The organism is Campylobacter concisus (assembly GCF_003048905.1).
GTDB lineage: Bacteria > Campylobacterota > Campylobacteria > Campylobacterales > Campylobacteraceae > Campylobacter_A > Campylobacter_A concisus_V.
In genome coordinates, this window is the sequence record NZ_PIRO01000003.1 from 10,914 (window position 1) to 35,214 (window position 24,301).

Consider the following 24,301-nt stretch of genomic DNA (forward strand, 5'->3'; position numbering starts at 1 on the left):
GTGCACAAAGTAAGCGTAAATTGTAAAATTTTACTTATATTTCTGGTTGCTTATCTGTTTGGATTTGCGGCCAGGATGCTCTGGGTATTGTGGGCAAAGGAGATGCCAGAGTTTTACTTTAATGGCGAGTTTATGCTTACGACAAATGACGCATACTATTACGCAGAGGGTGCTAGAGACATGCTGACCGGTTTTCATCAGCAAAATGACTTTAGCCCCTTTAATCACCCAATCTCAACTATAGTTTTTTATATTTGCAAAATTTTACCTTTTAAGATCGAAAGCGTGATGTTTTACATGAGCGCCTTTTTGGCTCCTCTTATCGCACTTCCAGTCGTTTTAATATCAAATGAGTTTAAGGCTTTAAACGTAGGAGCTGTGGCAGCGTTTATGAGCGTGATCTTGCCAGGGTATCTTTCAAGGACATTACTTGGCTATCTTGATAGTGATATGTTAAATGTTACATTTGTACTTTTTATTATCTTTTTTTTAATTAAACTAATAGATACAAGAGAGCGTAAATTTATCATTCTACCAGGGGTTTTTGTAGCGATCTATCTTTGGTGGTATCAAAGCTCATATCCACTTATTTTAAGCATTGTATTTGTTTTTTTATTTTATACGCTTATTTTTATGCGAAATAGATTGGAAAATTATCAGGCGATATTTTTTATGTTTATAAGCATTGTAAGCTTAAATATTTTTACAAAAGATCCGCTAATAGCAAATAAAATTTTAATTTTTAATACAGCCATCATGGCTTCATTTTACGTCATTTTTTGCAAATATAAAAATTTACTCTCGGCTAGAAATTTAGCTATTTTTCTTACTTTAATGCTAGCTATTTTTATCTATTTTGGTGGGTTTGATTTTATTATCTCAAAGATAAGCAATTATATTTTTAAAAATACCGATGAGCCTACCAATAAATTTCACTTTATAAATGAGTATAATTTCATCAGCGAAGTAAAAAGTGCTAGTCCTTTGTATTTTATCTATTTCATGTCGGGAAATATTCTTATACTGCTGGCAGCTATTATTGGATACTTGCTACTTTGCATGAAATTTCGTCCATTCTTACTTACATTGCCAATGCTTGGACTTGGACTCCTATCTTTCTTTGGTGGAGTTAGATTTGTTATGTACGTAACACCACTTGTTGCGCTTGGTTTTGGGTATTTTTTGCATTTTTTTTTAAATTTATTTGATCTTAGAAATTCTATTAAAAATTTATCACTTTTGGTTTTTGTCGTAGCCGCTCTTGCTATAAATTTAGATTTTGCTTATTCATATAGGCCAAAGACTGTAATTAGCCGTGATGAAGCAGTAGCACTTGATGAACTCAAAAAGATCACAAAGCGCGATGATTATGTATTTTCATGGTGGGATTACGGATATGCTATAAGGTATTTTGCTGATGTTATGACTTTAAACGATCCTGGCAGACAAGGTGGCGAAAATAATTATTTTGTTAGCCTTGCTTTGAGAAAAGATGAGGCATTTTCGGCTAGACTTGCAAGAGTAGCAGTTACATATAATGACATCTCGCTTGAGCAAAATATAAGGCCAATAGATAAAATTTTAAAAGACTACAACACAAGCGATATAAATACTTTTTTAAGCCAGCTTAAAAGTGAAAATTTTAATCCACCGCTGGCAAAGAAGGCGGTTTATTACTATCTTGTGCCAAATATGATTGACATCGCGCCAAATATCTTTAGATATAGCTATATCGACGTCACAACTGGTAAAAGGCAAAAAGAGGATTTTTATCATGTTAGTACATTAAATAGCGTTAGCGAAGCTGGCATCGACCTTGGAGACGGCTATGCTTTGCCTACAAATGAGCAAAAATTTATCATGCATAACGGCGAGAAAATAGCCGTAAAATCATTTTATAAGGTAAAAGGTGCCGGAAGAGATTTGCGAATAGATGAAAAAATCATAGATGAAAACGCCAAAATTTATGTGGTTTTTTTAGAAGATTATGCGCGGATATTGTTGCTTGATGAAAATGCTTTTAACTCATCTTTTGTGCAGCTTTTTATATTTGAAAAGGCCGATGATAGATACTTTGAGCCATTTATCATTTCAAATGGCGTAAAAATTTACAGGTTAAAAATCTAATGCTAATCAATCTAATAAGCTCGATCGTCGTTTTTGTCGTATCAATGGGCATAAATTTCTTTCTTACGCCATTTATCTTAAAAAGCCTTGGCAACGAGGCATTTGGCTTTGTAGGCCTTAGTAACGCCATCGTTAGCTACGCAGCGGTCATAAGTGTAGCCATAAACTCGGTCAGCGGACGCTTTGTCGCTCATGCGTGGCACAAAAAAGATCTAAGCCTTGCAAACACCTACTACTCATCAGTGCTTGTTGTAAATATCTTCTTTTGCGCCGTTGTCGTGGTGCTTAGCTCCATTTTCATACTAAATTTGCAAAGCTTTTTAAACGTCCCTGAAAATTTACTCTTTGACGTGAGAATGACCCTTCTTTTTTACTTTATAAATTTCTGCGTTGGGCTATTTAACGGCGTTTTGACGGTTTGCGCGTTTGTGACAAATAAGCTCTATCTACTTTCCATCAGAAATGCCATCTCAAGCATGGTCCTAGCAGTCCTCATCGTGGCGCTCTTTTTCTTTTTTAAGCCATTTATCTCATATATCGCGATTTCAGCGCTCGTTGCTAGCCTTTTTGTCTTTTTTAGCACCATTTTTATGTCAGTTCGCATCACGCCAGAGCTAAAATTTAGCCTTAGTAAATTTGACTTTTCTAAGATCAAAGAGCTTTTAAGCTCTGGCATTTGGAATAGCTTTAATGCGCTAAATCGCATACTTTTAACAGGCATGGATCTTTTTATCTGCAACATTTTTGTCAATGCAAACGCCACTGGCCTTCTTTCAGTCGCCAAGGCCGCCCCTATCATACTTGAGAGCTTTGTGGCGCAGCTTAGCGGTATCTTTGCGCCAAAATTTGTCGAGCTTTACTCTAAAAATTTGATCACGGACCTCATAAACGAGGCTAAATTTTCAATGAAGGTGATCGCCTTTGTGATGAATGCTCCGGCAGCATTTTTCGTCGTTTTTGGACTTGATTTTTACACGCTTTGGCTACCTTTTAAAAGCGCAGATGAGGTTAAATTTATATATAGCGTCTCGATGATCACGCTAGTGCCCATTGTATTTATAAGCTTTGTCTTTTCACTTTTTAACCTTGATAGCGCGACAAATAAGCTTCGCCGACCAGCCATTGCTAACACTATCCTTGGCGTTAGCACGATCATAGTGCAGATCGCGCTGCTCAAATTTAGTGACTACGGCGTCTATGGCATCGTCATCATTGCAGCCATTTTTTATAGCATAAGAATTCTCGGCTTTGACCTTATAAATGCAGCTTTAAATTTAGAGGTAAAGCTCACCACATTTTACGGGGTCTATTTTAAAAATTTAGCCGTTTTTGCGCTTTGCGTGCTTGCGATGTTTGCCTGCAAGGACTTTGTTAGCTTAGATAACTGGCTAAAATTTGCTATCTTTGCTGCGATATACGCCGGCGCAGCTTATGTTTTGGGATATTTTTTGTTTTTTAACGCCTTCGAGCGAGGCATAGTCTGGCGTAAAATTTTAAAAAAATTTAAAAGGTCTTAAATGGATGAAATTTATCTGATCTCTTTGGCTAAAGATACCAAAAGACGCGAGCTTTTGCAGCGGAAATTTAGCTCTTATGATAGCTTTAAGCTAATAGACGCAGTTGATGGCAGGGAGCTAAACGCGAGGGAGTACTATAAGATCATTTCGCCATCATTTAAAGCTTATGGCAAGGTTTTAAGCCCAGCAGAAGTCGGCTGCTCGCTCTCGCACGTGAAGGCCTACGAGGCATTTTTGGCAAGTGAGGCTAAATTTGCTCTCATCTTTGAAGATGACGTGATCGGAGATGATGAGGCGATAAAAGAGGCCTTTTTGGCAGCTAGCAAGATGCCTGAAAACAGCGTGCTCATATGTGGCATGCAAGATGGGCTGGAGGGCAGGTTTAGCGCCTTTGGCAAAAAGGTGGATACTAGCCTAAGTAAGCCGCTTTGGCAGGTCTCAGTGCACTCATTTTCAAGCATTTATAGAGCAGGGGCCTATGTGCTAACTAAAAAAAGTGCCAAAAATTTGCTTGAAATTCATAAACGTGCGCTTTGCACGACCGATGTTTGGGACTATTTGCTAGGCGTTAATGATATGCAGATGTATTTTTGCGATCTTTTTGCGCACCCAACTGATCTTAGTGGCTCAAACATCGAGGGCGAGCGCCTTGAGAGGGGATACAGGGCAAATTTAAAGGCATACATAAAAACATTTAAATTTATACTTTTCTCACGACTTGAAAAGCTTCAAGGCTATGAGAGAATTTTTAAAAGGGGCTAAATGAGCGAGCCGTTAATCAGCATCGTAACCGCGACCTATAAGCGTCCAGAGCTTTTAAAAAAGGCCATAAAAAGCGCTCTAGCTCAAAGCTATAAAAATTTAGAAATAGTAGTAACGGACGACGGCGATGACGAGAGTGCGAGTGAAATTTGCAAGAGTTTTAACGACGCAAGGATCAAATTTGTAAAAAACAGCACTCACAAAAAGAGCCCAAATGGCAACAAAAATAACGGCTTTGACAACGCAACAGGCGAGTTTGTCTGCTTGCTTGACGATGACGATGAGCTTTTGCCAGAGGCGATAAAGGAGTGCTATGAAATTTTAAAAAGTGGCGAGTATTCATGCGTTTTTGCAGATGCGATCTGCGAAAAAGATGGCGTGATGACCGAGGTCGTGGCTGGTAGAAGCCCATATAGCAAGAGTGGGGCGATGAGCAAGGTTGATTACCACTGTGGGCGGATAAATGGCGAGTATTTTAAGCTTTTTTCGCGTGAATTTATAGACGGTTTTAGGTTTGATGAGAGTAGTTTTGGCGGCGAAAATGAGCTTTATATCCGCTTTTTTGAAAAAAATGTCTTTTATCTTAAAAAGCCACTTTACATCTACCGCATCGCAAGAAGTGATAGTGCTACGCTAAATGCCGGTAAGCACGCGTTAAACGTTGCAAACGCTTACATCAAAACAGCAAATTTGCACTACGACATCGCTATCAAAAATGAGCCAAAATTTCTAGCTATGCAGTATAAAAACGCCGCTTACTACGCCAAAATAGCAGGCGAATATGGCCTTATGCTAAGGTGTATCTTTAAAAGTCTTAGCATTAAATTTAGCAAAGAAGCGTTTATTTTTTTACTGCTTAGCCCGCTTCCAAGTGGCATTTTACCAGCACTTTCAAAGCTTAGAGTAAAGATAAAACAAAGGTTTGGCGTATGAAGATATTATTTGTCACATCAACGCTTAGAAGTGGCGGTGCGGAGCGGGTTTGCGCGGTGATCGCATCAAGATTTAGCGTGGATCATGATGTAAGCCTTGTTAAATTTGACAAAGATGAGCCATTTTACGAGCTGGCAAGTGGCGTGAAGCTCATAAATTTAGGCGTTGGGGCTGATGAGCTTGGCTTTGTTGGAAATTTAAAAAAGAGAGTTTCAAAGGTGCTTGCTTTAAGAGCACTCATACGAGAGGGCAAATTTGACGCTGTGATATCCTTTTTAGATGCCGTAAATACCTTGGTTCTCTTTAGCTCAGCTGGGCTAAAAACGCCCATAATCATAAGTGAGCACACAAACTATCTTGCGCCAAAAAGAGCCATTTTTAAGGTGCTAAGACGCATAAGCTATCCATTTGCAAACGCACTTAGCGTCTTAAGCGACGAGGATCTAGGATATTACTCAAAATTTTGCAAAAATGTGATGAAAATTTACAACCCACTCTTTGAAGAGGTGCAAAATGAGAGCTTTACTAAAGAAAATTTAGTCATCTTTGTTGGCAGGCTAAATAAGATAAAAAACTGCGAAATGTTTGTAAGAGTGGCTGCAAACTTAAAGCAAAGTGGCTATAAATTTGCTGTCGCTGGAGATGGTGGCGAGAGAGCAAATTTAGAAAATTTAGCTAAAAATTTAGGCGCTGAGGTAGAGTTTTTGGGCAACGTAAGCGACATCGCCTCGCTTTATAAAAGGGCAAAGGTGCTACTATCTTGCTCAAATTTCGAGGGTCTTGGAAACACCTTGATAGAGGCGATAAACTATGACTGCGTGCGTGTTGCGACAAGAACTAGCGGGGCAAAAGAGCTTATAAAAGATGGCTTTGATGGCTTGCTTTGCGAGATAAATGACGCTACGCAGATGAGCGAAAAGCTTGCAAATTTGCTGCAAGATGAGGCAAAGATGGGCGAATTTGCCAAAAATGCAAGAGCTAGACTTGATGAGTTTAGCGTGGAGCAAATTTATAAAAAATGGCTGGAGCTTTTAAGGCTTGGAGGTGTGAAGTGAAAATTCTTTTTGTCATCGCCGCACTTAGAAATGGCGGAGCTGAGCGCGTGCTAAACGTGCTTGCAAATGAGCTTAGCAAGGACAATGAGATCACTATCGCCCTGCTTGAAGAGGATCTTGGACTTTATAAATTTAGTGAAAAGATAAATATCATAAATCTTAGCGTCACTGGCTCAGGGCTCGCTTTAAAATTTAAAAAAATTCTCGCCCTTAGAGCGCTTTTTAAAGAGCAAAGGGCTGATCTCATAATTAGCTTTATCGACTGGACAAACGTCGCTTGCGTGCTGGCAAATTTGAGGCTAAAGAGCAAACTAATAGCAACCGAGCATCACGAGCATAGCTACCTAAAAAGCAAAATCGCAAGCGCTATGCGTGACCTTGCCTACCGCTTTGTAGATGGCTTAAGCGTGCTAAGTAAAAGTGACTACGACTACTATAAATTTGCCAAAAAACGCGAGGTCATCCACAACCCACTTTTTATCGATGTGCCTAAAATTTGCGAGAAGCAAAACGTCATCTTAAGCGTGGCAAGGCTGGAGGCGGTAAAGGGCTATGATCTCTATTTTGAGGCGCTTAGCAAGGTGAGTAAGGGCTTGCTTGATGGCTGGGAGATAAAGATCGCAGGCAGTGGCAGGCAAGAAGTGCAGCTAAAGCAAATAGCTTCAAATTTGGGGCTTAACGTAAAATTTCTAGGTCATATTAGCGACGTCACAAAGCTTTATAGCGAGGCAAAAATTTTTGTTCTTAGCTCAAGAAGCGAGGGGCTTTCAAACGTGTTAATCGAGTCAGGTGCTTTTAACTGCGCTAGGTTAAGTAGCGACACCGTGGGTGCAAGAGAGCTTATAAATGACGGCACGGACGGGCTTATCTTTAAAAATGGCGACGCAAATGATTTAAAAGATAAGCTTGAGATGCTTTTAAAAGATGAAAATTTAAGGCAAAAACTAGCAAAAAACGCCAGCGAAAATGCAAATTTATTTAGCAAAGAAAATATCATCAAGCAGTGGCGAGAATTTATAAAAAAGGTTGTTAGCAAGTGAAAAAATTAGCCGTTTTTTTATACTCGATGGGGCCTGGTGGGGCTGAGCGAAATGTGGCAAATTTACTGCCATTTTTGATTAAACGTTATGAAGTTCATCTCATCTTAATGAGCAAGGTCATTGCCTATGAGATCCCAAGCGAGGTGCAGATCCACTTTATAGAAAACAGCGATCCTTATGAGAGCGGGCTAAAGAAGCTTGCAAGGCTCTTTTTGGCAATGCCAATGCTTGCCTTTAAGTATAAAAAACTTTGTCAAAACTTAGGTATCGACACGCAGTTTGTGCTTATGAACCGCCCTTGTTATATTGCTGGGCTTGCTATAATTTTAGGGCTAAAGGCTAGGCTGGTTATCAGCGAGCGAAGCTGTCCGTCTATCTTATATAAAAACGATCTAAGCGGTAGGGTTAATAAATTTTTGCTCACTCATCTTTATAAAAAGGCTGATCTAATCCTCGCAAATGCAGCTGGCAACAAAGAGGATCTGGTGAGAAATTTTGGCATGAGTGAGGCTAAGACAAAGGTGCTTTATAACGCCCTTGATCTAAAAACTATAAATTTACTAAAAGATGAGCCGCTTGATGGCGATTTTAGGCCATTTTTCATAAACATCGGCCGCCTTGATAGTGGTAAAAATCAAGCCATGCTAATAAAAATAATCGCATCTATCAACGACCCTCGTGCAACGCTTGGCATTTTAGGGAAAGGGCCTTTAAAAGACGAGCTGCAAAATTTGATAGACAAGCTTGGCATTACTGGGCGAGTAAAGCTTCTTGGCACTGATAAAAATCCATTTAAACATATAAAAAATGCCTCTTGCTTACTTTGCGCTTCGCGTTTTGAGGGCTTTTCAAATGTCCTTTTGGAGGCACTAGCATGCGAAAAAACTATCATCTCAACCGAGCATAAAAGCGGTGCAAAGGAGCTTTTGGGCGAGAGCGAGTTTGGCATCTTAGTGCCAGTTGATGATGAAAATGCGATGAAAGAGGCGATGATAAAGGTGCTTAACGAGCCAAAGATAAGGCAAAATTTTGAAAATGTTGCGTATAATCGGGCTAAATTTTTTGATAGTGAAAATATAGCGAGCGAGCTTATAAATTTTTTGGAAAATCCTAATGAATAGAAATTTATTTTTTAAAAATTACTCTTTATACTTGATGATATTTGTCGCAGTTTTTTTTAGCGTGATTTGTAGGCTTTACTGGGTCTTTTGGGCGAGCGAGTATCCGGTATTTTTCTGGAACAACGAGCTAATGATCAGCACAAACGACGGATACGCATTTGCCGAGGGCGCAAGGGATATGCTGGCTGGCTTTCACCAAGAAAACGATCTTAGCTACTACGGCTATCCGCTCTCGACGCTTACTTACTGGATCGTGAAATTTCTGGGCGTCAAGCTTGAGACGGCGATGATTTATATGAGCGTATTTTTCTCATCGCTTGTCGCTGTGCCAGTTATCTTAATCGCAAATGAGTATAAGCTAAAATTTGCTGGCTTTATCGCCGCACTTCTTGCCGTCGTCGCAAATAGCTACTACAACCGTACTATGGCAGGCTACTACGATACTGATATGCTCATCATCCCACTTAGCGTCTTTGTCGTTTGGGGACTTGTTAGGGTGCTTGAGAAAAAGGATACAAAGAGCCTAATAATCGCACCTTTGAGTGTGCTTATTTATATGTGGTGGTATGCGAGTGCGTTTTCGCTTATTAGCATTTTAACTGGGCTATTTTTACTTTACACGCTCATTTTTGATAGGAAAAATCCTCTTTTTTACCTTGAAATTTCGCTGCTTTTACTTGCCATTTCAAATCTTGATCTAACGCTTAAATTTATCGCTATCATCGCTATTTATGCGTTTTGTCTTTTTAAAAAAGAGGTGATGAATTTAAAATTTGCTCTTGGTATTTTGGCAGTTGTTTTTATTGTTTTTGTAATTCGTGGCGGACTAAATCCGATAATCTTTCAGCTTAAATTTTACGTCTTTAGAGATGCTCCTGAAGTTGGAGGCATGAGTTTTCACTTTTTTAATGTCAATCAAACTATCCAAGAGTCAAGCATCGTTGATTTTACGCTATTTTGCGAGAGGATCAGCGCAAATGTCATCACATTTTTGATCTCGCTTGCTGGCGTTGCTCTTTTTTGCTTTAAATACCGCTCATTTGCCGTCTCGCTTGGCATGCTAGCTCTTGGCTTTTTAGCCTTTAAAAGCGGACTTAGATTTACTATTTATGCTGTGCCTATCATGGCACTTGGATTTGGCTATTTGGTGGAGTTTATACTTTCAAATTTAAAGCTAAAAGGAGCGGTGCTAAATCTTGCGAGAGCTTTTATAACCGTGCTTGCTCTTACTCCAGCGCTCATTCATATTTATGGTTACAAAGCTGAGCCGGTTTTTGTGCACAAAGAGGTTGAAATTTTAAATAAGCTAAAAGGTATCGCAGGACGCGAGGACTACGTGGTTGCGTGGTGGGACTATGGATATCCGATCAGATATTACAGCGATGTTAAGACGCTCATTGACGGCGGAAAGCACCTTGGACGTGAAAATTTTGCCGTGAGTTTTGCGCTTGGAAGCGATGAGGTGAGCTCAGCAAATATGGCAAGGCTTGATGTTGAGTATACAGAGAGAAATTTTAAAGAGCGATTTAACGGCAACTTGGCTCAAATTTTAAAAGAGAGAAACACAAGTATTGATCAGTTTTTTAGTGATATAAAAGAGGCAAATTTTAGCTTACCAGCAAAGACAAGGGATATTTACTACTACTTGCCAGATAGGATGCTTGGTATTTTTCCGACCATTTTGCAATTTAGCAAGATCGATCTAAAAAGCGGTAAAAATTTAAACAACGGCCTTTTTATCGTCACAAGAGCGATCTCTCAAAATGAAAATGGCATTAGACTAAATGGTGGTTTTACGCTCACAAGCGATGTCACAAATTTAATCTATGATGGCAACATCTTGCCTCTTAAATCTTTCATAGAGACTGATTATAACGAGGCTGGCAAGCTAAATGTCAAAGAGTATAAAAATAACGAAAGCTCAAATATTTCTGTCATTTTTATGAGAGATTATGGCAGGTTTATCATCCTTGATGAAAGTATTTTAAATAGCGCATACATCCAGCTTTTTGTGCTTGAAAGGTACGATCCAAAGGTCTTTGAGCCAGTCATACTTGATGGGGCGGCAAAAATTTATAAACTAAAGAGGTAAAAATGGCAAGGATAGGGTTTTTAAGCCACGCTGATATGAGCATACACTTTTTTAGACGCCCTATTATGCAGGCTTTAAAAGATATGGGGCATGAGGTTTTTGCTATCGCTCCAAAGGGAAATTTTACTGATGAGCTTGCTAAAAGCTTTCACGCTGTTACATACGAGCTTGACAAGGCGAGCCTAAATCCGCTAACCGTGATAAATAACTCAAAAAAACTATCTCAAATTTTAGGCGAGCTAAATTTAGACCTGCTTCAAACTGGCGCTCACAAGTCAAATGTCTTTGGCACATTTGCCGCTAAAAACGCTGGCATAAAGCACGTGATAAATTTGGTTGAAGGCCTTGGTAGCTTTTATATCGATGATGATATTAAGACAAAGGCCGTACGTTTTGTCATGGAGAGCCTTTATAAGCTCTCTTTTGCAAAAGCTGATGCTTGCATCTTCGTAAATGACGCAGATCCAGACTATCTGATCTCTAGAAATTTGATAGATAAAAGCAAGGTGTATCGCATAAAAAGTGTCGGCGTCGATACTGCTAAATTTGACCCAGCTATCACGCAGGCAGCGGACCTTGGTGAAAAAAAGGTGGTTCTCATGATCGCAAGAGCCATGTGGCACAAGGGCGTTCGTGAATTTTACGAAGCGGCAGAAATTTTAAATGGCTACAAAAACTGCGAATTTGTCTTTGTTGGCGAGGGCTTTGCTGGTAATAAATCAACCGCAGACGAGAGCTTTTTAAAAGGTGGCAAGGTGCGATATCTTGGCGCTAGAAACGACATACCACAGCTTTTAAAAGCTTCTTACTTACTGGCTTTGCCAAGCTATAAAGAGGGCTTTCCAAGAACGGTTTTAGAAGCGATGAGCATGGCTAAAGCAGTCGTTGCAAGTGACGTGACAGGCTGCAATGAAGCTGTAAAAGATTGCTACAACGGGCTTTTATGCAAGGTAAAAGACGCAAGCGATCTTGCTAGTAAGATAAAAATTTTGCTTGATGACGAAGCACTTTGCGCTAAGCTTGGAGCAAATGGCAGGGACTGGGCAGTCAGTGAGTTTGACGAGAAGCAAATCGCAAAAAGATATATAGAAATTTATAGGAAATTTATAGATGTATAGAAATTTTTTAAAGAGGGTGATTGATATTTTGGGGGCTTTGTTTTTGCTCATCTTAACATCGCCTATCATCATAGCAACGGCGATTTTTATCTATTTTAAGGTAAGTCGTGATGTCATTTTTACGCAGGCAAGACCAGGTCTTAATGAGAAAATTTTTAAAATTTATAAATTTAAGACGATGAGCGACGAGCGTGACGCAAATGGCGAGCTCTTACCAGATGAGCAGCGTCTTGGTAAATTTGGCAAGCTAATCCGCTCTCTTAGCCTTGATGAGTTGCCACAGCTTTTTAATGTGCTAAAAGGCGATATGAGTTTCATCGGACCAAGGCCGCTTTTAGTTGAGTATCTACCCATCTATAACGAAACGCAAAAACACCGCCACGACGTGCGCCCTGGTATCACAGGGCTAGCGCAGGTAAATGGCAGAAACGCCATAAGTTGGGAGAAAAAATTTGAGTACGACGTCTATTACGCTAAAAATTTAAGCTTTCTGCTTGATGTAAAGATCGCTTTAATGACCATTGAAAAGGTGCTAAAACGAAGTGGTGTCAGCAAAGAGGGACAGGCGACGACGGAGAAATTTAATGGCAAAAACTAAGAAAATTTATATCTACGGAGCAAGTGGGCATGGCCTTGTAGTAGCTGATATTGCTAGAAGCAACGGCTATTATGAGATAGTTTTTTTAGATGACGCTAGTGAGCGTAAATTTAGCCCAGAGCTTGAAAAAGCCGACATCATAATAGCTATTGGCGACAATAAAACAAGGCAAAAGATCAGCCAAAAAGTAGAGGCTGCTGGCTTTGAGATAGTAAATTTGATCCATAAAAGCGCGGTTGTGAGCGAAAGTGCTGTGATAGAAAAAGGCGTAGTTGTCATGCCAAATGCCGTTATAAACGCAAAAGCTTGCATAAAAGAGGGTGCTATCATAAACTCTGGCACGGTGATAGAGCATGAGTGCGTGATAGATAAATTTGCTCACATCAGCCCAAATGCAGCCCTTGCTGGAAATGTTAGCGTGGGCGAATTTACGCACATAGGTATCGGCTCAAGCATCATTCAAGGTATAAGTATTGGCAAAAACTGCATCATCGGTGCTGGAAGCGTAGTTGTTAGAGATATAAAAGATGGCACAAAGGCTTACGGCGTACCTGCATGCGAGCGCGCTAAGATATAAATTTAAAAATAAGTGCTAAAATCGCCAAAAAATCACGAAAGGGATGAAATGGATAGGGTTTTTTTATCTCCACCAAATATGAGCGGAAAAGAGCAGGAATATATAAAAAAAGTTTTTGAAAGCAACTATATAGCGCCACTTGGCGAGTATGTTAATAAATTTGAAGAAAGTATAAAAAGCTACACCGGAGCAAAAGATGCTCTTGCATTAAGTGCTGGAACGGCTGCGCTACACCTAGCACTTCGCGTCCTTGGCGTAAAAGAGGGTGACTTAGTGCTGGCTTCTAGCTTTACTTTCATGGCTTCAGTCTCGCCTATACTTTATGAAAAAGCAACTCCAGCATTCATAGACTGCGATGAGAGCTGGAATTTAAGCCCAGAACTACTTAAAAAAGCGATCTCAAATTTACCTAAAAAGCCAAAGGCATTAGTCGTCACTCATCTTTACGGCCAAGCTTCAAAGATGAAAGAAATTTGTGAAATTTGCCAAAACGAGGGTATCGCTTTAGTTGAAGATGCAGCTGAAGCACTTGGCGGATTTTACGGCGGTAAGGCACTTGGCACATTTGGTGTGATGGGTGCATATAGTTTTAATGGCAATAAAATAATCACCACTTCAGGTGGCGGTATGCTAGTTGGTGACAAGGAATTTGTAGAAAAAGCTAGATTTTACAGCACGCAAGCAAGAGAGCCATTGCTTCACTACGAGCACAAAGACTATGGCTATAACTACCGCTTAAGCAACGTCCTAGGCGCTATTGGCGTGGCACAGATGGAAGTTTTGGAAAAAAGGGTTGAACAAAAGAGAAAAGTCTTTGAAATTTATGAAAAAGAGCTTGGCGATGTTTTAGAATTTATGCCAGAACTGCCAAATTCTCGTGGCAACAGATGGCTCACAACTGGAGTTTTTGCTAAAAAAGATGCACATTTAAAAGTTATAAAAGCACTAGCTGATGAAAACATCGAGAGTCGTCCACTTTGGAAGCCTATGCATTTACAGCCTGTATTTAATGGTGCGTTAAGTTTTATCAATGGATATAGCGAAGATCTATTTTCAAGAGGAATTTGCTTGCCAAGTGGCAGCGATATGAGCGAGGAGACGCAAGCAAGAGTGATCAAAATAGTCAAGGAAAATGCTTAAATGTTTCATGCAACAAAGTTAAAAAGGCTCGTATTTTTCCTTCTTGGCGATGTTTTTATATTTATCTTTTCGATATATGTGGCTTATCTTTTAAGATTTAATGCCGACATCCCAGATATCTACGTGCAAGGGCTTTTTGTAACGGCTGGATTTTTGATCGTATTTAAGCTCTTTTTTATGTGGATGTTTAAAATTTACAAGGTACCGTGGAGATTTTTTGGATTAAACGAAGCAAGAAAAATTTTCCTAGCTCACGTTTGCTCAGCGGTTTTATTTACGATCATTTTTTTTATCATTCAAGATTTTTTAAATCCATATCCAAGAAGCGTTATTTTCATTGATCTTCTTATTTCATGCTTACTTGTTGGGCTTTTAAGAATTTCAAAACGCATGGTGCTTGACTTTTCAAACAAACCTCACAAAGGTGAGCCTTGTATCGTTATAGGCGCAACGTCAAAAGCGCTTCACGTCTTGCGTGGCTTAAAGCAGGGCTATCTTGACTACTACGCGGTTGGAGTGGTAGATGGCAGGAGTGATCTTGTTGGCACTTATTGTGATGGATTTTTAGTTCAAGATAAAAAAGATATACCAATCCTTATAAAAGACTACGACGCAAAGACTGCTATCATCGCACTAGCACTTGATCAAGACGAGCTTCAAGCTTTAGTTGATGAGCTAACTGGATATGGCATAAGAGATATGAAGCTCTTTTCGCTTATCGAAAATGAGCCGATCAAGGATATTTCGATCGAAGATTTGCTCGCTAGAAAGCCAAAAGACCTTAATCCAGAGGCTATTTCAAATTTCTTAAAAGATAAAAGAGTACTTGTCACTGGAGCTGGCGGCAGTATAGGAAGTGAAATTTGTAAGCAGTGTTTAAAATTTGGTGTAAGTGAGCTTGTAATGGTTGAGCACAGCGAGTTTAATCTTTATAAAATAGGCGAAGATACAAGAGATAAAAGAACTGTTAGCAAGCTTGTAAATATCACAAATTTAAAAGACTTTGAAGAGGTTTTTGAAGAATTTAGACCAGAGATAGTCATCCATGCTGCAGCCTACAAACACGTGCCACTTTGCGAGCTAAATCCTCGCTCAGCAGTTGAAAACAACATCCTTGGTACAAAAAATGCAGTCGATCTTTCTAAAAAATATGGTGCTAAGAAATTTGTCATGATCTCATCAGACAAGGCTGTGCGCCCAACAAACATAATGGGCACAACTAAGCGCGTTTGCGAGCTTTATGCACTAAATTCAAACGAGGCAGGTGTATGCGAAATAGTTTGCGTGCGCTTTGGTAACGTCCTTGGCTCAAGCGGATCTGTCATACCTAAATTTAAAGCACAAATCGCCGCAAACAAGCCACTAAGTGTTACTCACCCAGAGATTACAAGATATTTTATGCTCACATCTGAGGCGTGCCAGCTGGTACTTCAAGCTGCCTCTATTGCAGAAGGTGGCGAGCTTTTTGTGCTTGATATGGGCGAGCCAATCAAGATTGTCGATCTGGCTAAAAAGATGCTGCTTCTTTCAAACAAAGAGCATCTGGGTATCGAATTTGTAGGGCTTAGACCTGGCGAGAAGCTTTATGAGGAGCTGCTTATCAACAAAGATGACGTTCAAACTAAGTATGAATCGATCTTTGTGACGCATTCACAGCCATATGATTTGACGCTTTTAAATTCGCAGATCAATGAGCTTTTGGAGCTAGAAGATGACAGCGAGATCGCACCTGCGCTTAAAAAGATCGTTCCTGAGTTCAATCACGCATTAAATTTAAAAGGTTAAATTTGGTTATAAAAGATATTAAGAGATTTAGTGACACGAGATATAAGGCAAGGGCGTATATTTGTTATTTATTTAGTAGAAATTTGCCAAATAGACTGCCCGGAGTTTGTTTAGAGAACATAAAAGCTGGCTTTGATAAGATCAGCCACGAGATAGAAAATTTTGACGCATTGTATATCTTAGACGAAAATGGCGTGCAGATTGAAGACTCGATCAGCCTAAATGAGAAGTATAAAATTCCAAAGGGCGAAAACCGCGCAAATAAAGCCTACTACTACACTGCAGTGCGTGAGAAAAGATGCGTTTTAAGCGATCCATATCCATCAAGCCTAAATGGAGGTTTATGCGTCACGGCAAGCGTGCCTATCTATAATGAAAAAAATGAGCTTAAATTTATCGCCTGCATCGACATAAGCCTAGAAAATATCCTAAATATGGTTGATAGCGGCTTTGTTGAGGAGCATTTTGGTAGATTTTTAAAGACTATTTATACACTTTTTTGTGCATCGCTTTTTATGATCTGCGCATTTTTGTTTTGGCACGGTGTAAAGAGCTTTATCTCAAAGAGCATCGAGCATATAAATGTCGAAGAAATTTTTGAATCAACTATCATTTTAACGCTAGCCCTCGCCATTTTTGACCTTGTTAAGACGATATTTGAAGAAGAGGTGTTAGGTAAAAATCACGAGGAAAATAGCGTTATTTATAAGACGATGGTGAGATTTATCGGCTCAATTATCATCGCACTTGCAATCGAGGCGCTTATGCTAGTCTTTAAATTTGCTATCACTGCACCTGAAAATATTATAAATGCTATCTATCTAATAGGCGGTGTGGCGATGCTGATGGCGGCACTTAGCTTTTATCTTTTCAGCGTAAAAAGACAAGAGAACAGATGATCGCTATTATTGATTATGGTGCGGGCAATATCAAAAGCGTAATAAATGCTTTTAAATTTCTTGGACATGAGTGCGTTTTAGTAAGTGAGCCTGATAGTTTAAAAGAGTACTCTCACATCGTTTTGCCAGGCGTTGGAGCTTTTGGTGAGGCGATGACAAAGCTAAAAAATAACGGCATGGACGAAGCTGTAAGAGAAGCCGTAAAAAGCGGCAAAGCATTTATTGGTATTTGTCTTGGCATGCAGCTTTTATTTGAGCGAAGCTTCGAGTTTGGTGAGCATAAGGGACTTTCTCTTTTGCCTGGTGAGGTCGTAAAATTTAATGAAGCTAATTTCGATAAACCATTAAAGATACCCCACATTGGTTGGAATGCTTTGGAATTTAAGCAAAATAGCCCATTAAATTTAGGACTAAAAAGGCTTGAGTATTTATATTTTGTACATAGCTATCATGTGGTTTGTGATGATAAATTTGCACTGGCAAAGACAACTTATGGATATGAATTTACAAGTGCGGTTTGGTATGAAAATGTCTTTGGCTTTCAGCCTCATCCAGAAAAAAGTCATGAAGCTGGACTTAAAATTTTAGAGAATTTTGCGAGGTTGTGATGGAAATTTTTCCAGCGATTGATTTAAAAGAGGGGCAAGCAGTTAGACTTAGCAAAGGTCTTATGCAAAGTGCAAAAATTTATAGCAACGAGCCAAGTGAACTTGCTAAGAAATTTGAAGATTATGGCGCAAAATGGCTTCATGTGGTTGATTTAGACGGTGCATTTGCTGGAGAGACGATAAATTTTAAAACAATTGAAAAAATTACAAAGGCTACAAATTTAAGTGTCCAAGTGGGTGGTGGCATAAGAGATGAAGATCGAATAAAACGCTATTTAGATTTAGGAGTTAGCAGAGTGATCCTTGGCTCAGTTGCTCTTAGAGATCCAGAATTTACAGCAAAAATGGCTGAAATTTATAGAGTTGTAGTTGGCATTGACGCAAAAGATGGCTACGTGGCCGTGCAAGGTTGGGGCGAGATCTCAAATATAAAAGCAGTCGATCTTGCAAGAAAATTTGCAGATGTTGGCGTGGAAGCTGTGATTTGTACCGATATTAACAAGGATGGAATGCTTGGCGGAGTCAATGTTGAGTTTAGCTTACAAATAGCTAGAAATAGCAAGCTTGAGACAATAGCAAGTGGTGGCGTGAGTGATATAAATGATATTTTGATGCTAAAAGCCACAAATGAGATTAGTGGCGTAATAGTTGGGAAAGCCTACTATGAGGGCTTGCTTGACCTAAAAGAGGCCTTTAAACTACTTAGATAGCGTTAAAGCTTTTATAAATTTAAATTAGCTAGAATAGGGCAATTTTTACTAAAAGGATATTATGTGAAGATTTTGGTTGTAGATGACAGTTCAACAATGAGAAGAATCATAAAAAATACTTTACAAAGGTTAGGACATCAAGAAATTCTTGAGGCTGAGCACGGTCTTGAGGCTTGGAATATCTTAACTCAAAATGAAGGTATTGAAGTTCTTATTACTGACTGGAATATGCCTGAGATGAACGGTCTTGAGCTTGTTAAAAAGGTAAGAGCAGAGCAGAAGTATGTTGATATGCCTATCATAATGGTAACAACAGAGGGCGGAAAAGCCGAAGTTATAACAGCTTTAAAAGCAGGTGTTAATAACTACATCGTTAAACCTTTTACGCCACAAGTTTTAAAAGAGAAGCTTGAAGACGTTCTTGGTTAATGAAAGATAAATTTTACGAATTAAGCATAAAAACATCAAATTTTTATGATGAAATTTTAGAGCTAGTTTTCTCTTTTGGAGTTACCTGTGTTGAAGAGCTAGATCACGAGATCATCATCAGGGAAGAGTATGATCTAAAAGATATAGCTTGGGGTATTGAAGAGTATGCAAAAGGACTCTCTAGTGTTCGTAAAATTTCAAATGATTTAAAAATTTCTCTTAATTTAAAAGAAAATAAAGACTGGCTAGGTGAATATAAAAAGGCAGTTAAGCCTATTTTGGTTGATAAAATTTATGTTAGACCTAGCTGGGAAGAGCCACTTAATGGCGTAACAAATATCATAATCGACCCAGCTCTAGCCTTTGGCTCAGGGCACCATGAAAGCACAAATTCTTGTTTGCAACTTTTACAAAAATATGTAAAAAGTGGCAATACTGCTTTAGATGTAGGTTGTGGAAGCGGGATATTAAGCATAGCCTTAGCAAAGCTTGGCTGTAAGGTCGATGCTTGTGATACAGACGAGCAAGCCACACAAAGCTCACTTAGCAACGCCGAGTTGAATGAGGTTAAATTTAATAAAATTTGGACAGGCTCTATCGCGAATTTAGAGCAAAAATATGACATTGTCGTAGCAAATATCATCGCTGATGTCATTTTTATGCTCTCAAATGACTTAAAAAAATCGCTTAAAAAAGGCGGCTACTTGGTATTGTCAGGAATTTTAAACAAATACGAAGATAGGATTAAAGATACATTTAAGGATTCGGAGCTAATTGAGATAAAACAAAGTAACGATTGGAGTAGCTTTGTTTATAAGGAAATAGATGAATAACCAAAATAATAACCAAAATAATGGTAACAATAACGGTTTTTTTAATAAAAATCCTATTTTCATTTTTGCCATTTTTGCAATAGTTATAGTTTTAGCTTTTAGAAGCTTTAGTGGAGATGGACTTGGCGGCTCTTTTGGGCTAAATAGTAATGCCCAGAGTAAAATGGTAGCTTATTCTGAGTTTAAAGATATGTTAAAAAATAAGCAGCTAAATGAGGTTGCTATCTCAGAAACTACCATAAAAGGCATAGGCAGTGACAAAACTATCTATCTTGCAAAACGCATAAATGATCCAACGCTCATTGGCATACTTGAGCAAAATGGCATAACCTATAGCGTTTATAGCGAAAACAACTGGTTTGGTGATCTTATATTTTCATGGATCATCCCGGTATTTATATTTTTTGCTATTTGGATGTTTATCGCTAGTCGTATGCAAAAGAACATTGGCGGTGGCATACTTGGCATAGGAAGTGCAAAAAAGCTTATAAATTCTGAAAAGCCAAAAGTAAAATTTGATGATGTTGCAGGTGTCGAAGAGGCAAAAGAAGAGGTTCAAGAGATAGTTGATTATCTAAAAAGTCCTGATAAATATCTAAGACTTGGGGCAAAAATTCCAAAAGGAATTTTGCTAGTTGGCCCTCCAGGCACAGGTAAAACACTTCTTGCAAGAGCAGTTGCAGGCGAGGCAAGTGTGCCATTTTTCTCTATGTCAGCATCAAGCTTTATTGAGATGTTTGTCGGTGTTGGCGCAAGCAGAGTTAGAGATCTTTTTGAAAATGCTAAAAAAGAGGCTCCAGCGATCGTTTTTATAGATGAGATTGATGCGATCGGTAAAAGTAGAAATTCTGGTCCGATGGGTGGCAACGACGAGCGAGAGCAAACGCTAAATCAGCTTCTTTCTGAGATGGACGGCTTTGATGCGGATAAGTCGCCAGTCATCGTTATAGCAGCTACAAATAGACCTGAAGTTTTAGATGCTGCGCTTTTAAGGCCAGGTAGATTTGATAGGCAAGTGCTTGTTGATAAGCCTGATTTTAAAGGACGCTGCGACATTTTAAAAGTTCACATGAAAGATGTAAAGATTGGCAAAGATGTAAATATCGAAGATATCGCAAGGCTTACTACTGGTTTAGCAGGTGCTGATCTTGAAAATATCATAAATGAGGCAGCACTTCTTGCAGGGCGTAAGTCAAAGACCTTTGTCGAGCAGGCTGATCTTGTGGAGGCTGTCGAGAGATCGATCGCTGGACTTGAGAAAAAGTCTCGCCGCGTAAATCCAAAAGAAAAAAGAATCGTCACTTATCATGAGTGCGGTCATGCCTTGATAGCTGAACTAACAAAAGGTGCAAAAAGGGTAACAAAAGTCTCAGTCGTGCCACGTGGTCTTGCGGCACTTGGCTATACTCTAAACACGCCTGAAGAGAATAAATTTATGATGCAAAAGCATGAATTGATAGCAGAAGTAGATGTACTTTTGGCTGGTAGAGCAGCTGAAGAGGTATTTATTAAAGAAATTTCAACCGGAGCTAGCAACGACCTAGAGCGTGCGACTGATATCATAAAAGCTATGGTTAGTATGTATGGTATGAGTGATGTTGCTGGTCTTATGGTGCTTGAAAAACAACGTGCTACGTTTTTAAATGGCGGTCAAAGTATCAAAGATTACAGTGATAAGATGGCTGAAAAGGTTGATGAGTTTGTAAAAACGCTTCTTCATGAAAGATACACAGCTGTGCTTGGTTTGCTTGAAATTTATAAAGGTGCTATTGAAAATATGGTATCAGCACTTTATGAAGAAGAAACAATCGAAGGAAAAAGAGTTAGAGAGATCATTAAAAACTATGAGATCGAAAATAGTCTAGAGAGCAGACTTGTAGAGACCGAAGAAGACGAAAAGAGTAAAAAAGAGGAATAAAAATGAGTGGCTATATCGCTAAAGCAGGATATAAATTTATATTATTTTTTCTAATTTTATTTGTTTTATCTTTGCTATTTGGGATATTGCCACTACTTTTTGCTATTTTACTTTTTTTGGGACTTTATTTTTTTAGAGATCCTGAGAGGGAGCCATTTTCTGATGATAAATTGGCTTTACTATCGCCGATTGATGGCAAGATCAAAGAGATTAGTGCTTCAAATTTTGATAATAATGAAGTAGCTAAGATCGTCATAAAAAAATCTTTTTTTGATGTTGGTACATTAAGGGCTGTAAGTGATGTAAAAGTAGCTGAAATACGCAAAAGACATGGCTTATTCTTATGCCAGGCTATGAAAATTTCAGAATTTTTAAATGAAAGAGCTATTATTCGCTTTGAAAAAGAAAATATAAAATTTGTTATGAAAATTATAGCTGGAGCTTTAAGTCGAAGTTTAGAAATTTCAAATGTTACTAGCCTGAAAGCATCTAGAAAATTTGGTTTTTTAGGAAGTGGTGAGGTGATTTTATACCTACCAAGAGATACTAAAATATGTGTAAGCGTCGGAGAAAGCGTAAAGGCTGCTTCACTTTTGGGATATTTTGAAGAGGGAAAAAGAGATGAATAACATACAAAAGATGCAACTAATGTATATCTTGCCAAATTTATTTACAGCAGCTAGTGCTTTTCTGGGTGTTATTAGTATTATTTCATCTATTCAAGGTAACTATTTTAAAGCCATTATTTATATAATCTTATCGCTTATTTTAGATGGACTTGATGGACGTGTGGCTAGACTTACAAAGACAACTAGTAAATTTGGAGTAGAGTTTGATAGTCTTGCAGATCTTGTTGCTTTTGGTGTAGCACCAGCGATTTTATTTTATTTGACTATTGGTAAAAATTTTGGTAGATTTGGGGCACTTATAGCTGCTATGTTTGTGGTTTTTGGAGCTATCAGGCTTGCTCGCTTCAATGTCACTACTGGCACATATGAGCCAAATGTTTTTATCGGACTTCCTATTCCATCAGCAGCTATTGTGAGCGTACTTTGGGTTGGTATTTATATTGACTATACTTTTTTGGAAGGATTTGAGTGGTGCTTGATGCTACTTGAAGCTACTTTGGCAGCTTTAATGGTTAGCAACATTCGCTATCCGAGCTTTAAAAAAATAAATTTAAAACAAACCCATGTGATAAGAATTTTAGTAGCTCTTGTAGTTGCATTTTCGATGCTTTATCTATATCCATTTGAAAGTGCGACTTTGGTTATGAGCGTCTATATGCTTTATGGCATAGTAAGGGCCACTATAATGTTTAGTAAAAATTCCAAAAAAAAGGAGAGCGAATGAGTGAAAATGGCGTCATAAAATCACGTAAATTTTTACCAAAAATCGAAATCAAAAACTCTCTACTGCTGCTACTTAGGTAGCAAATTTCTCTTTACTTAACTAATCAAATTTAAAATTTAAATATAAAAATAAAAAAGGATAAAAATGGATAAGAATAAAATTATAATCTTTGATACAACTTTAAGAGATGGCGAGCAAAGCCCTGGTGCATCGATGAATACAGCCGAAAAACTACAGATCGCACTTCAGCTTGAAAGGCTTGGCGTGGATGTTATGGAGGCTGGATTTGCAGCAGCAAGCCCAGGGGATTTTGATGCGGTAAACCAAATAGCAAAGCAAGCCTCAAATATCACGGTTTGCTCTCTTGCACGTGCAGTTGAACGTGATATCAAGGCAGCTGGCGAGGCATTGGCTCCAGCTAAAAATAAGAGAATTCATACATTTATAGCGACAAGTCCAATTCATATGGAGTACAAGCTAAAAATGAGCCCAGATGAAGTAATAAAACGTGCAGTCGAGTCTATAAAATACGCAAAAACCTTTTGCGATGATGTGGAGTTTAGCTGCGAGGACGCTTGTAGAAGTGAAATGAGCTTTTTAAAAGAAATTTGTGATGCTGCCATAAATGCGGGTGCAAAAACTTTAAATATCCCTGATACAGTTGGTTATTTATATCCTGAAGAGATAACTGCTCGCATTAGTGAAATAGTAAAATTTGTAGGCGATAGAGCGATAATCTCTGTGCATAATCACAATGACTTAGGTATGGCTACGGCAAACTCGTTAGCGGCTATAAAAGCTGGTGCAAGGCAGGTTGAAGGTACAATAAATGGCATAGGTGAGCGTGCTGGAAATGCTGCGCTTGAAGAGATCGTGATGGCTATCAAAACCCGCCAAGACGTCTTTGCCCCACTTTATACAGACATTATCTCAAAAGAAATTTATCCAACTTCAAGACTGATTGCTAGTATTATAGGCATTGAGCCTCAACCAAACAAAGCTATCGTTGGTAAAAATGCATTTGCTCATGAAAGCGGTATACATCAAGACGGCGTGCTAAAGCATAAAGAGACCTATGAGATAATTAGCGCTGAGAGCATAGGCCTTGAGCAAAATTCTCTTGTTTTAGGTAAGCATAGTGGTCGCCATGCGTTTAAAGATAAGCTTGCTAGCCTTGGATTTGACCTTGATAGCGATGCTCTTAATAAGGCTTTTGAAAAATTTAAAGAGCTAGCTGATAAGAAAAAAGAGATATTTGATGATGATATTAGAGCTCTTGTGGCTGAAGAGATTACAAAAATTCCACAAGCTTATGAGATCACGGCTCTTCTTCAAAGTAGCGGCGGAAGCCTTGCGAGTGCTTCAATTAGTATAAAACACAATGATGAGATCATCAGTGACTCAGCTCTAGGAAATGGTACCGCTGATGCGATATTTAAGGTAGTTGATCGTATTAGCGGCATTAGTGGCACACTAAAAGACTATAAAGTGGCATCTGTTTCCCAAGGTAAAGACGCACTTGCTAAGGTTGATGTAAAGGTCGAGTTTGAGGGCAAAACGGCTGTAATAGGCCATGGACTTGACATAGATACTATGATGGCAAGCGCTAAAGCCTATGTTGGCGCACTAAATAGCTACCTTCGCATACATAAAAACTAAAATTTTAGCTGGCTGCTAAATTTGTAG

22 protein-coding genes are annotated in these 24,301 nt (G+C 38.7%); all 22 read left to right on the plus strand.

Annotated features, from left to right (window positions below):
• The 22 genes from CVS95_RS07245 (at position 1) to CVS95_RS07350 (ending at position 24,274) form a co-directional block, all read left to right on the plus strand.
• Entirely contained in the window at positions 1-2,127 is a 2,127-nt protein-coding gene (locus CVS95_RS07245) for an STT3 domain-containing protein (RefSeq protein ID WP_107696113.1), read from the plus strand.
• Positions 2,127-3,644, plus strand: coding sequence for an MATE family efflux transporter (locus tag CVS95_RS07250; RefSeq protein ID WP_107696114.1), 1,518 nt, complete (start codon positions 2,127-2,129; stop codon positions 3,642-3,644). Before CVS95_RS07245 ends, CVS95_RS07250 begins: the two co-directional genes overlap by 1 nt.
• Positions 3,645-4,406 (plus strand): glycosyltransferase family 25 protein, encoded by a 762-nt coding sequence (locus tag CVS95_RS07255; RefSeq protein ID WP_107696115.1) that lies wholly within the window; start codon positions 3,645-3,647, stop codon positions 4,404-4,406. It abuts the gene before it with no gap.
• The gene (locus CVS95_RS07260) at positions 4,407-5,339 is read left to right on the plus strand and encodes a glycosyltransferase family 2 protein (RefSeq protein ID WP_107696116.1); all 933 of its coding nucleotides are present in this window, start codon (positions 4,407-4,409) and stop codon (positions 5,337-5,339) included.
• Positions 5,336-6,394, plus strand: a complete 1,059-nt coding sequence (locus CVS95_RS07265; protein ID WP_107696117.1) for a glycosyltransferase — start codon at positions 5,336-5,338, stop codon at positions 6,392-6,394. Before CVS95_RS07260 ends, CVS95_RS07265 begins: the two co-directional genes overlap by 4 nt.
• Positions 6,391-7,434 carry a glycosyltransferase gene (locus CVS95_RS07270; RefSeq protein WP_107696118.1) on the plus strand — a complete coding sequence of 348 codons (1,044 nt, stop codon included), beginning with the start codon at positions 6,391-6,393 and terminating at the stop codon, positions 7,432-7,434. Before CVS95_RS07265 ends, CVS95_RS07270 begins: the two co-directional genes overlap by 4 nt.
• Positions 7,431-8,555 (plus strand): glycosyltransferase, encoded by a 1,125-nt coding sequence (locus CVS95_RS07275; protein ID WP_107696119.1) that lies wholly within the window; start codon positions 7,431-7,433, stop codon positions 8,553-8,555. Before CVS95_RS07270 ends, CVS95_RS07275 begins: the two co-directional genes overlap by 4 nt.
• The gene (locus CVS95_RS07280; protein WP_107696120.1) at positions 8,548-10,647 is read left to right on the plus strand and encodes an STT3 domain-containing protein; all 2,100 of its coding nucleotides are present in this window, start codon (positions 8,548-8,550) and stop codon (positions 10,645-10,647) included. The genes CVS95_RS07275 and CVS95_RS07280 overlap by 8 nt, the downstream gene beginning before the upstream one ends.
• Positions 10,648-10,649: 2 nt before the next feature.
• Positions 10,650-11,765 (plus strand): N,N'-diacetylbacillosaminyl-diphospho-undecaprenol alpha-1,3-N-acetylgalactosaminyltransferase, encoded by a 1,116-nt coding sequence (gene pglA / locus CVS95_RS07285; RefSeq protein ID WP_107696121.1) that lies wholly within the window; start codon positions 10,650-10,652, stop codon positions 11,763-11,765.
• Entirely contained in the window at positions 11,758-12,363 is a 606-nt protein-coding gene (gene pglC / locus CVS95_RS07290; RefSeq protein WP_107696122.1) for an undecaprenyl phosphate N,N'-diacetylbacillosamine 1-phosphate transferase, read from the plus strand. The genes pglA and pglC overlap by 8 nt, the downstream gene beginning before the upstream one ends.
• Positions 12,350-12,940: a UDP-N-acetylbacillosamine N-acetyltransferase gene (pglD, locus tag CVS95_RS07295; RefSeq protein ID WP_107696123.1), complete on the plus strand. Its 591-nt coding sequence runs from the start codon at positions 12,350-12,352 to the stop codon at positions 12,938-12,940. Before pglC ends, pglD begins: the two co-directional genes overlap by 14 nt.
• A gap of 48 nt (positions 12,941-12,988) precedes the next feature.
• Positions 12,989-14,080 carry a UDP-N-acetylbacillosamine transaminase gene (gene pglE / locus CVS95_RS07300; RefSeq protein WP_107696124.1) on the plus strand — a complete coding sequence of 364 codons (1,092 nt, stop codon included), beginning with the start codon at positions 12,989-12,991 and terminating at the stop codon, positions 14,078-14,080.
• Entirely contained in the window at positions 14,081-15,865 is a 1,785-nt protein-coding gene (pglF, locus tag CVS95_RS07305) for a UDP-N-acetylglucosamine 4,6-dehydratase (configuration-retaining) (RefSeq protein WP_107696125.1), read from the plus strand.
• Positions 15,866-15,867: 2 nt separating this feature from the next.
• Positions 15,868-16,764 carry a PDC sensor domain-containing protein gene (locus CVS95_RS07310; protein ID WP_103560684.1) on the plus strand — a complete coding sequence of 299 codons (897 nt, stop codon included), beginning with the start codon at positions 15,868-15,870 and terminating at the stop codon, positions 16,762-16,764.
• Positions 16,761-17,372 (plus strand): imidazole glycerol phosphate synthase subunit HisH, encoded by a 612-nt coding sequence (hisH, locus tag CVS95_RS07315; RefSeq protein ID WP_103648340.1) that lies wholly within the window; start codon positions 16,761-16,763, stop codon positions 17,370-17,372. The genes CVS95_RS07310 and hisH overlap by 4 nt, the downstream gene beginning before the upstream one ends.
• Complete coding sequence (hisA, locus tag CVS95_RS07320; protein ID WP_087577559.1) at positions 17,372-18,082, plus strand: 1-(5-phosphoribosyl)-5-[(5-phosphoribosylamino)methylideneamino]imidazole-4-carboxamide isomerase; 711 nt, start codon at positions 17,372-17,374, stop codon at positions 18,080-18,082. The genes hisH and hisA overlap by 1 nt, the downstream gene beginning before the upstream one ends.
• Before the next feature lie 63 nt (positions 18,083-18,145).
• Complete coding sequence (locus CVS95_RS07325) at positions 18,146-18,511, plus strand: chemotaxis response regulator CheY (RefSeq protein ID WP_002939933.1); 366 nt, start codon at positions 18,146-18,148, stop codon at positions 18,509-18,511.
• Positions 18,511-19,344 (plus strand): 50S ribosomal protein L11 methyltransferase, encoded by an 834-nt coding sequence (locus CVS95_RS07330; RefSeq protein ID WP_103648339.1) that lies wholly within the window; start codon positions 18,511-18,513, stop codon positions 19,342-19,344. The genes CVS95_RS07325 and CVS95_RS07330 overlap by 1 nt, the downstream gene beginning before the upstream one ends.
• Positions 19,337-21,262, plus strand: coding sequence for an ATP-dependent zinc metalloprotease FtsH (ftsH, locus tag CVS95_RS07335; RefSeq protein WP_021091790.1), 1,926 nt, complete (start codon positions 19,337-19,339; stop codon positions 21,260-21,262). Before CVS95_RS07330 ends, ftsH begins: the two co-directional genes overlap by 8 nt.
• A gap of 2 nt (positions 21,263-21,264) precedes the next feature.
• Positions 21,265-21,891: a phosphatidylserine decarboxylase gene (locus CVS95_RS07340; RefSeq protein ID WP_103624653.1), complete on the plus strand. Its 627-nt coding sequence runs from the start codon at positions 21,265-21,267 to the stop codon at positions 21,889-21,891.
• A complete protein-coding gene (gene pssA / locus CVS95_RS07345; protein WP_072594435.1) occupies positions 21,884-22,615 on the plus strand; it encodes a CDP-diacylglycerol--serine O-phosphatidyltransferase in 732 nt (243 codons plus the stop codon). The genes CVS95_RS07340 and pssA overlap by 8 nt, the downstream gene beginning before the upstream one ends.
• A 144-nt stretch (positions 22,616-22,759) precedes the next feature.
• Positions 22,760-24,274 (plus strand): 2-isopropylmalate synthase, encoded by a 1,515-nt coding sequence (locus CVS95_RS07350; RefSeq protein ID WP_107696126.1) that lies wholly within the window; start codon positions 22,760-22,762, stop codon positions 24,272-24,274.
• The last annotated feature ends 27 nt before the right edge of the window (positions 24,275-24,301 follow it).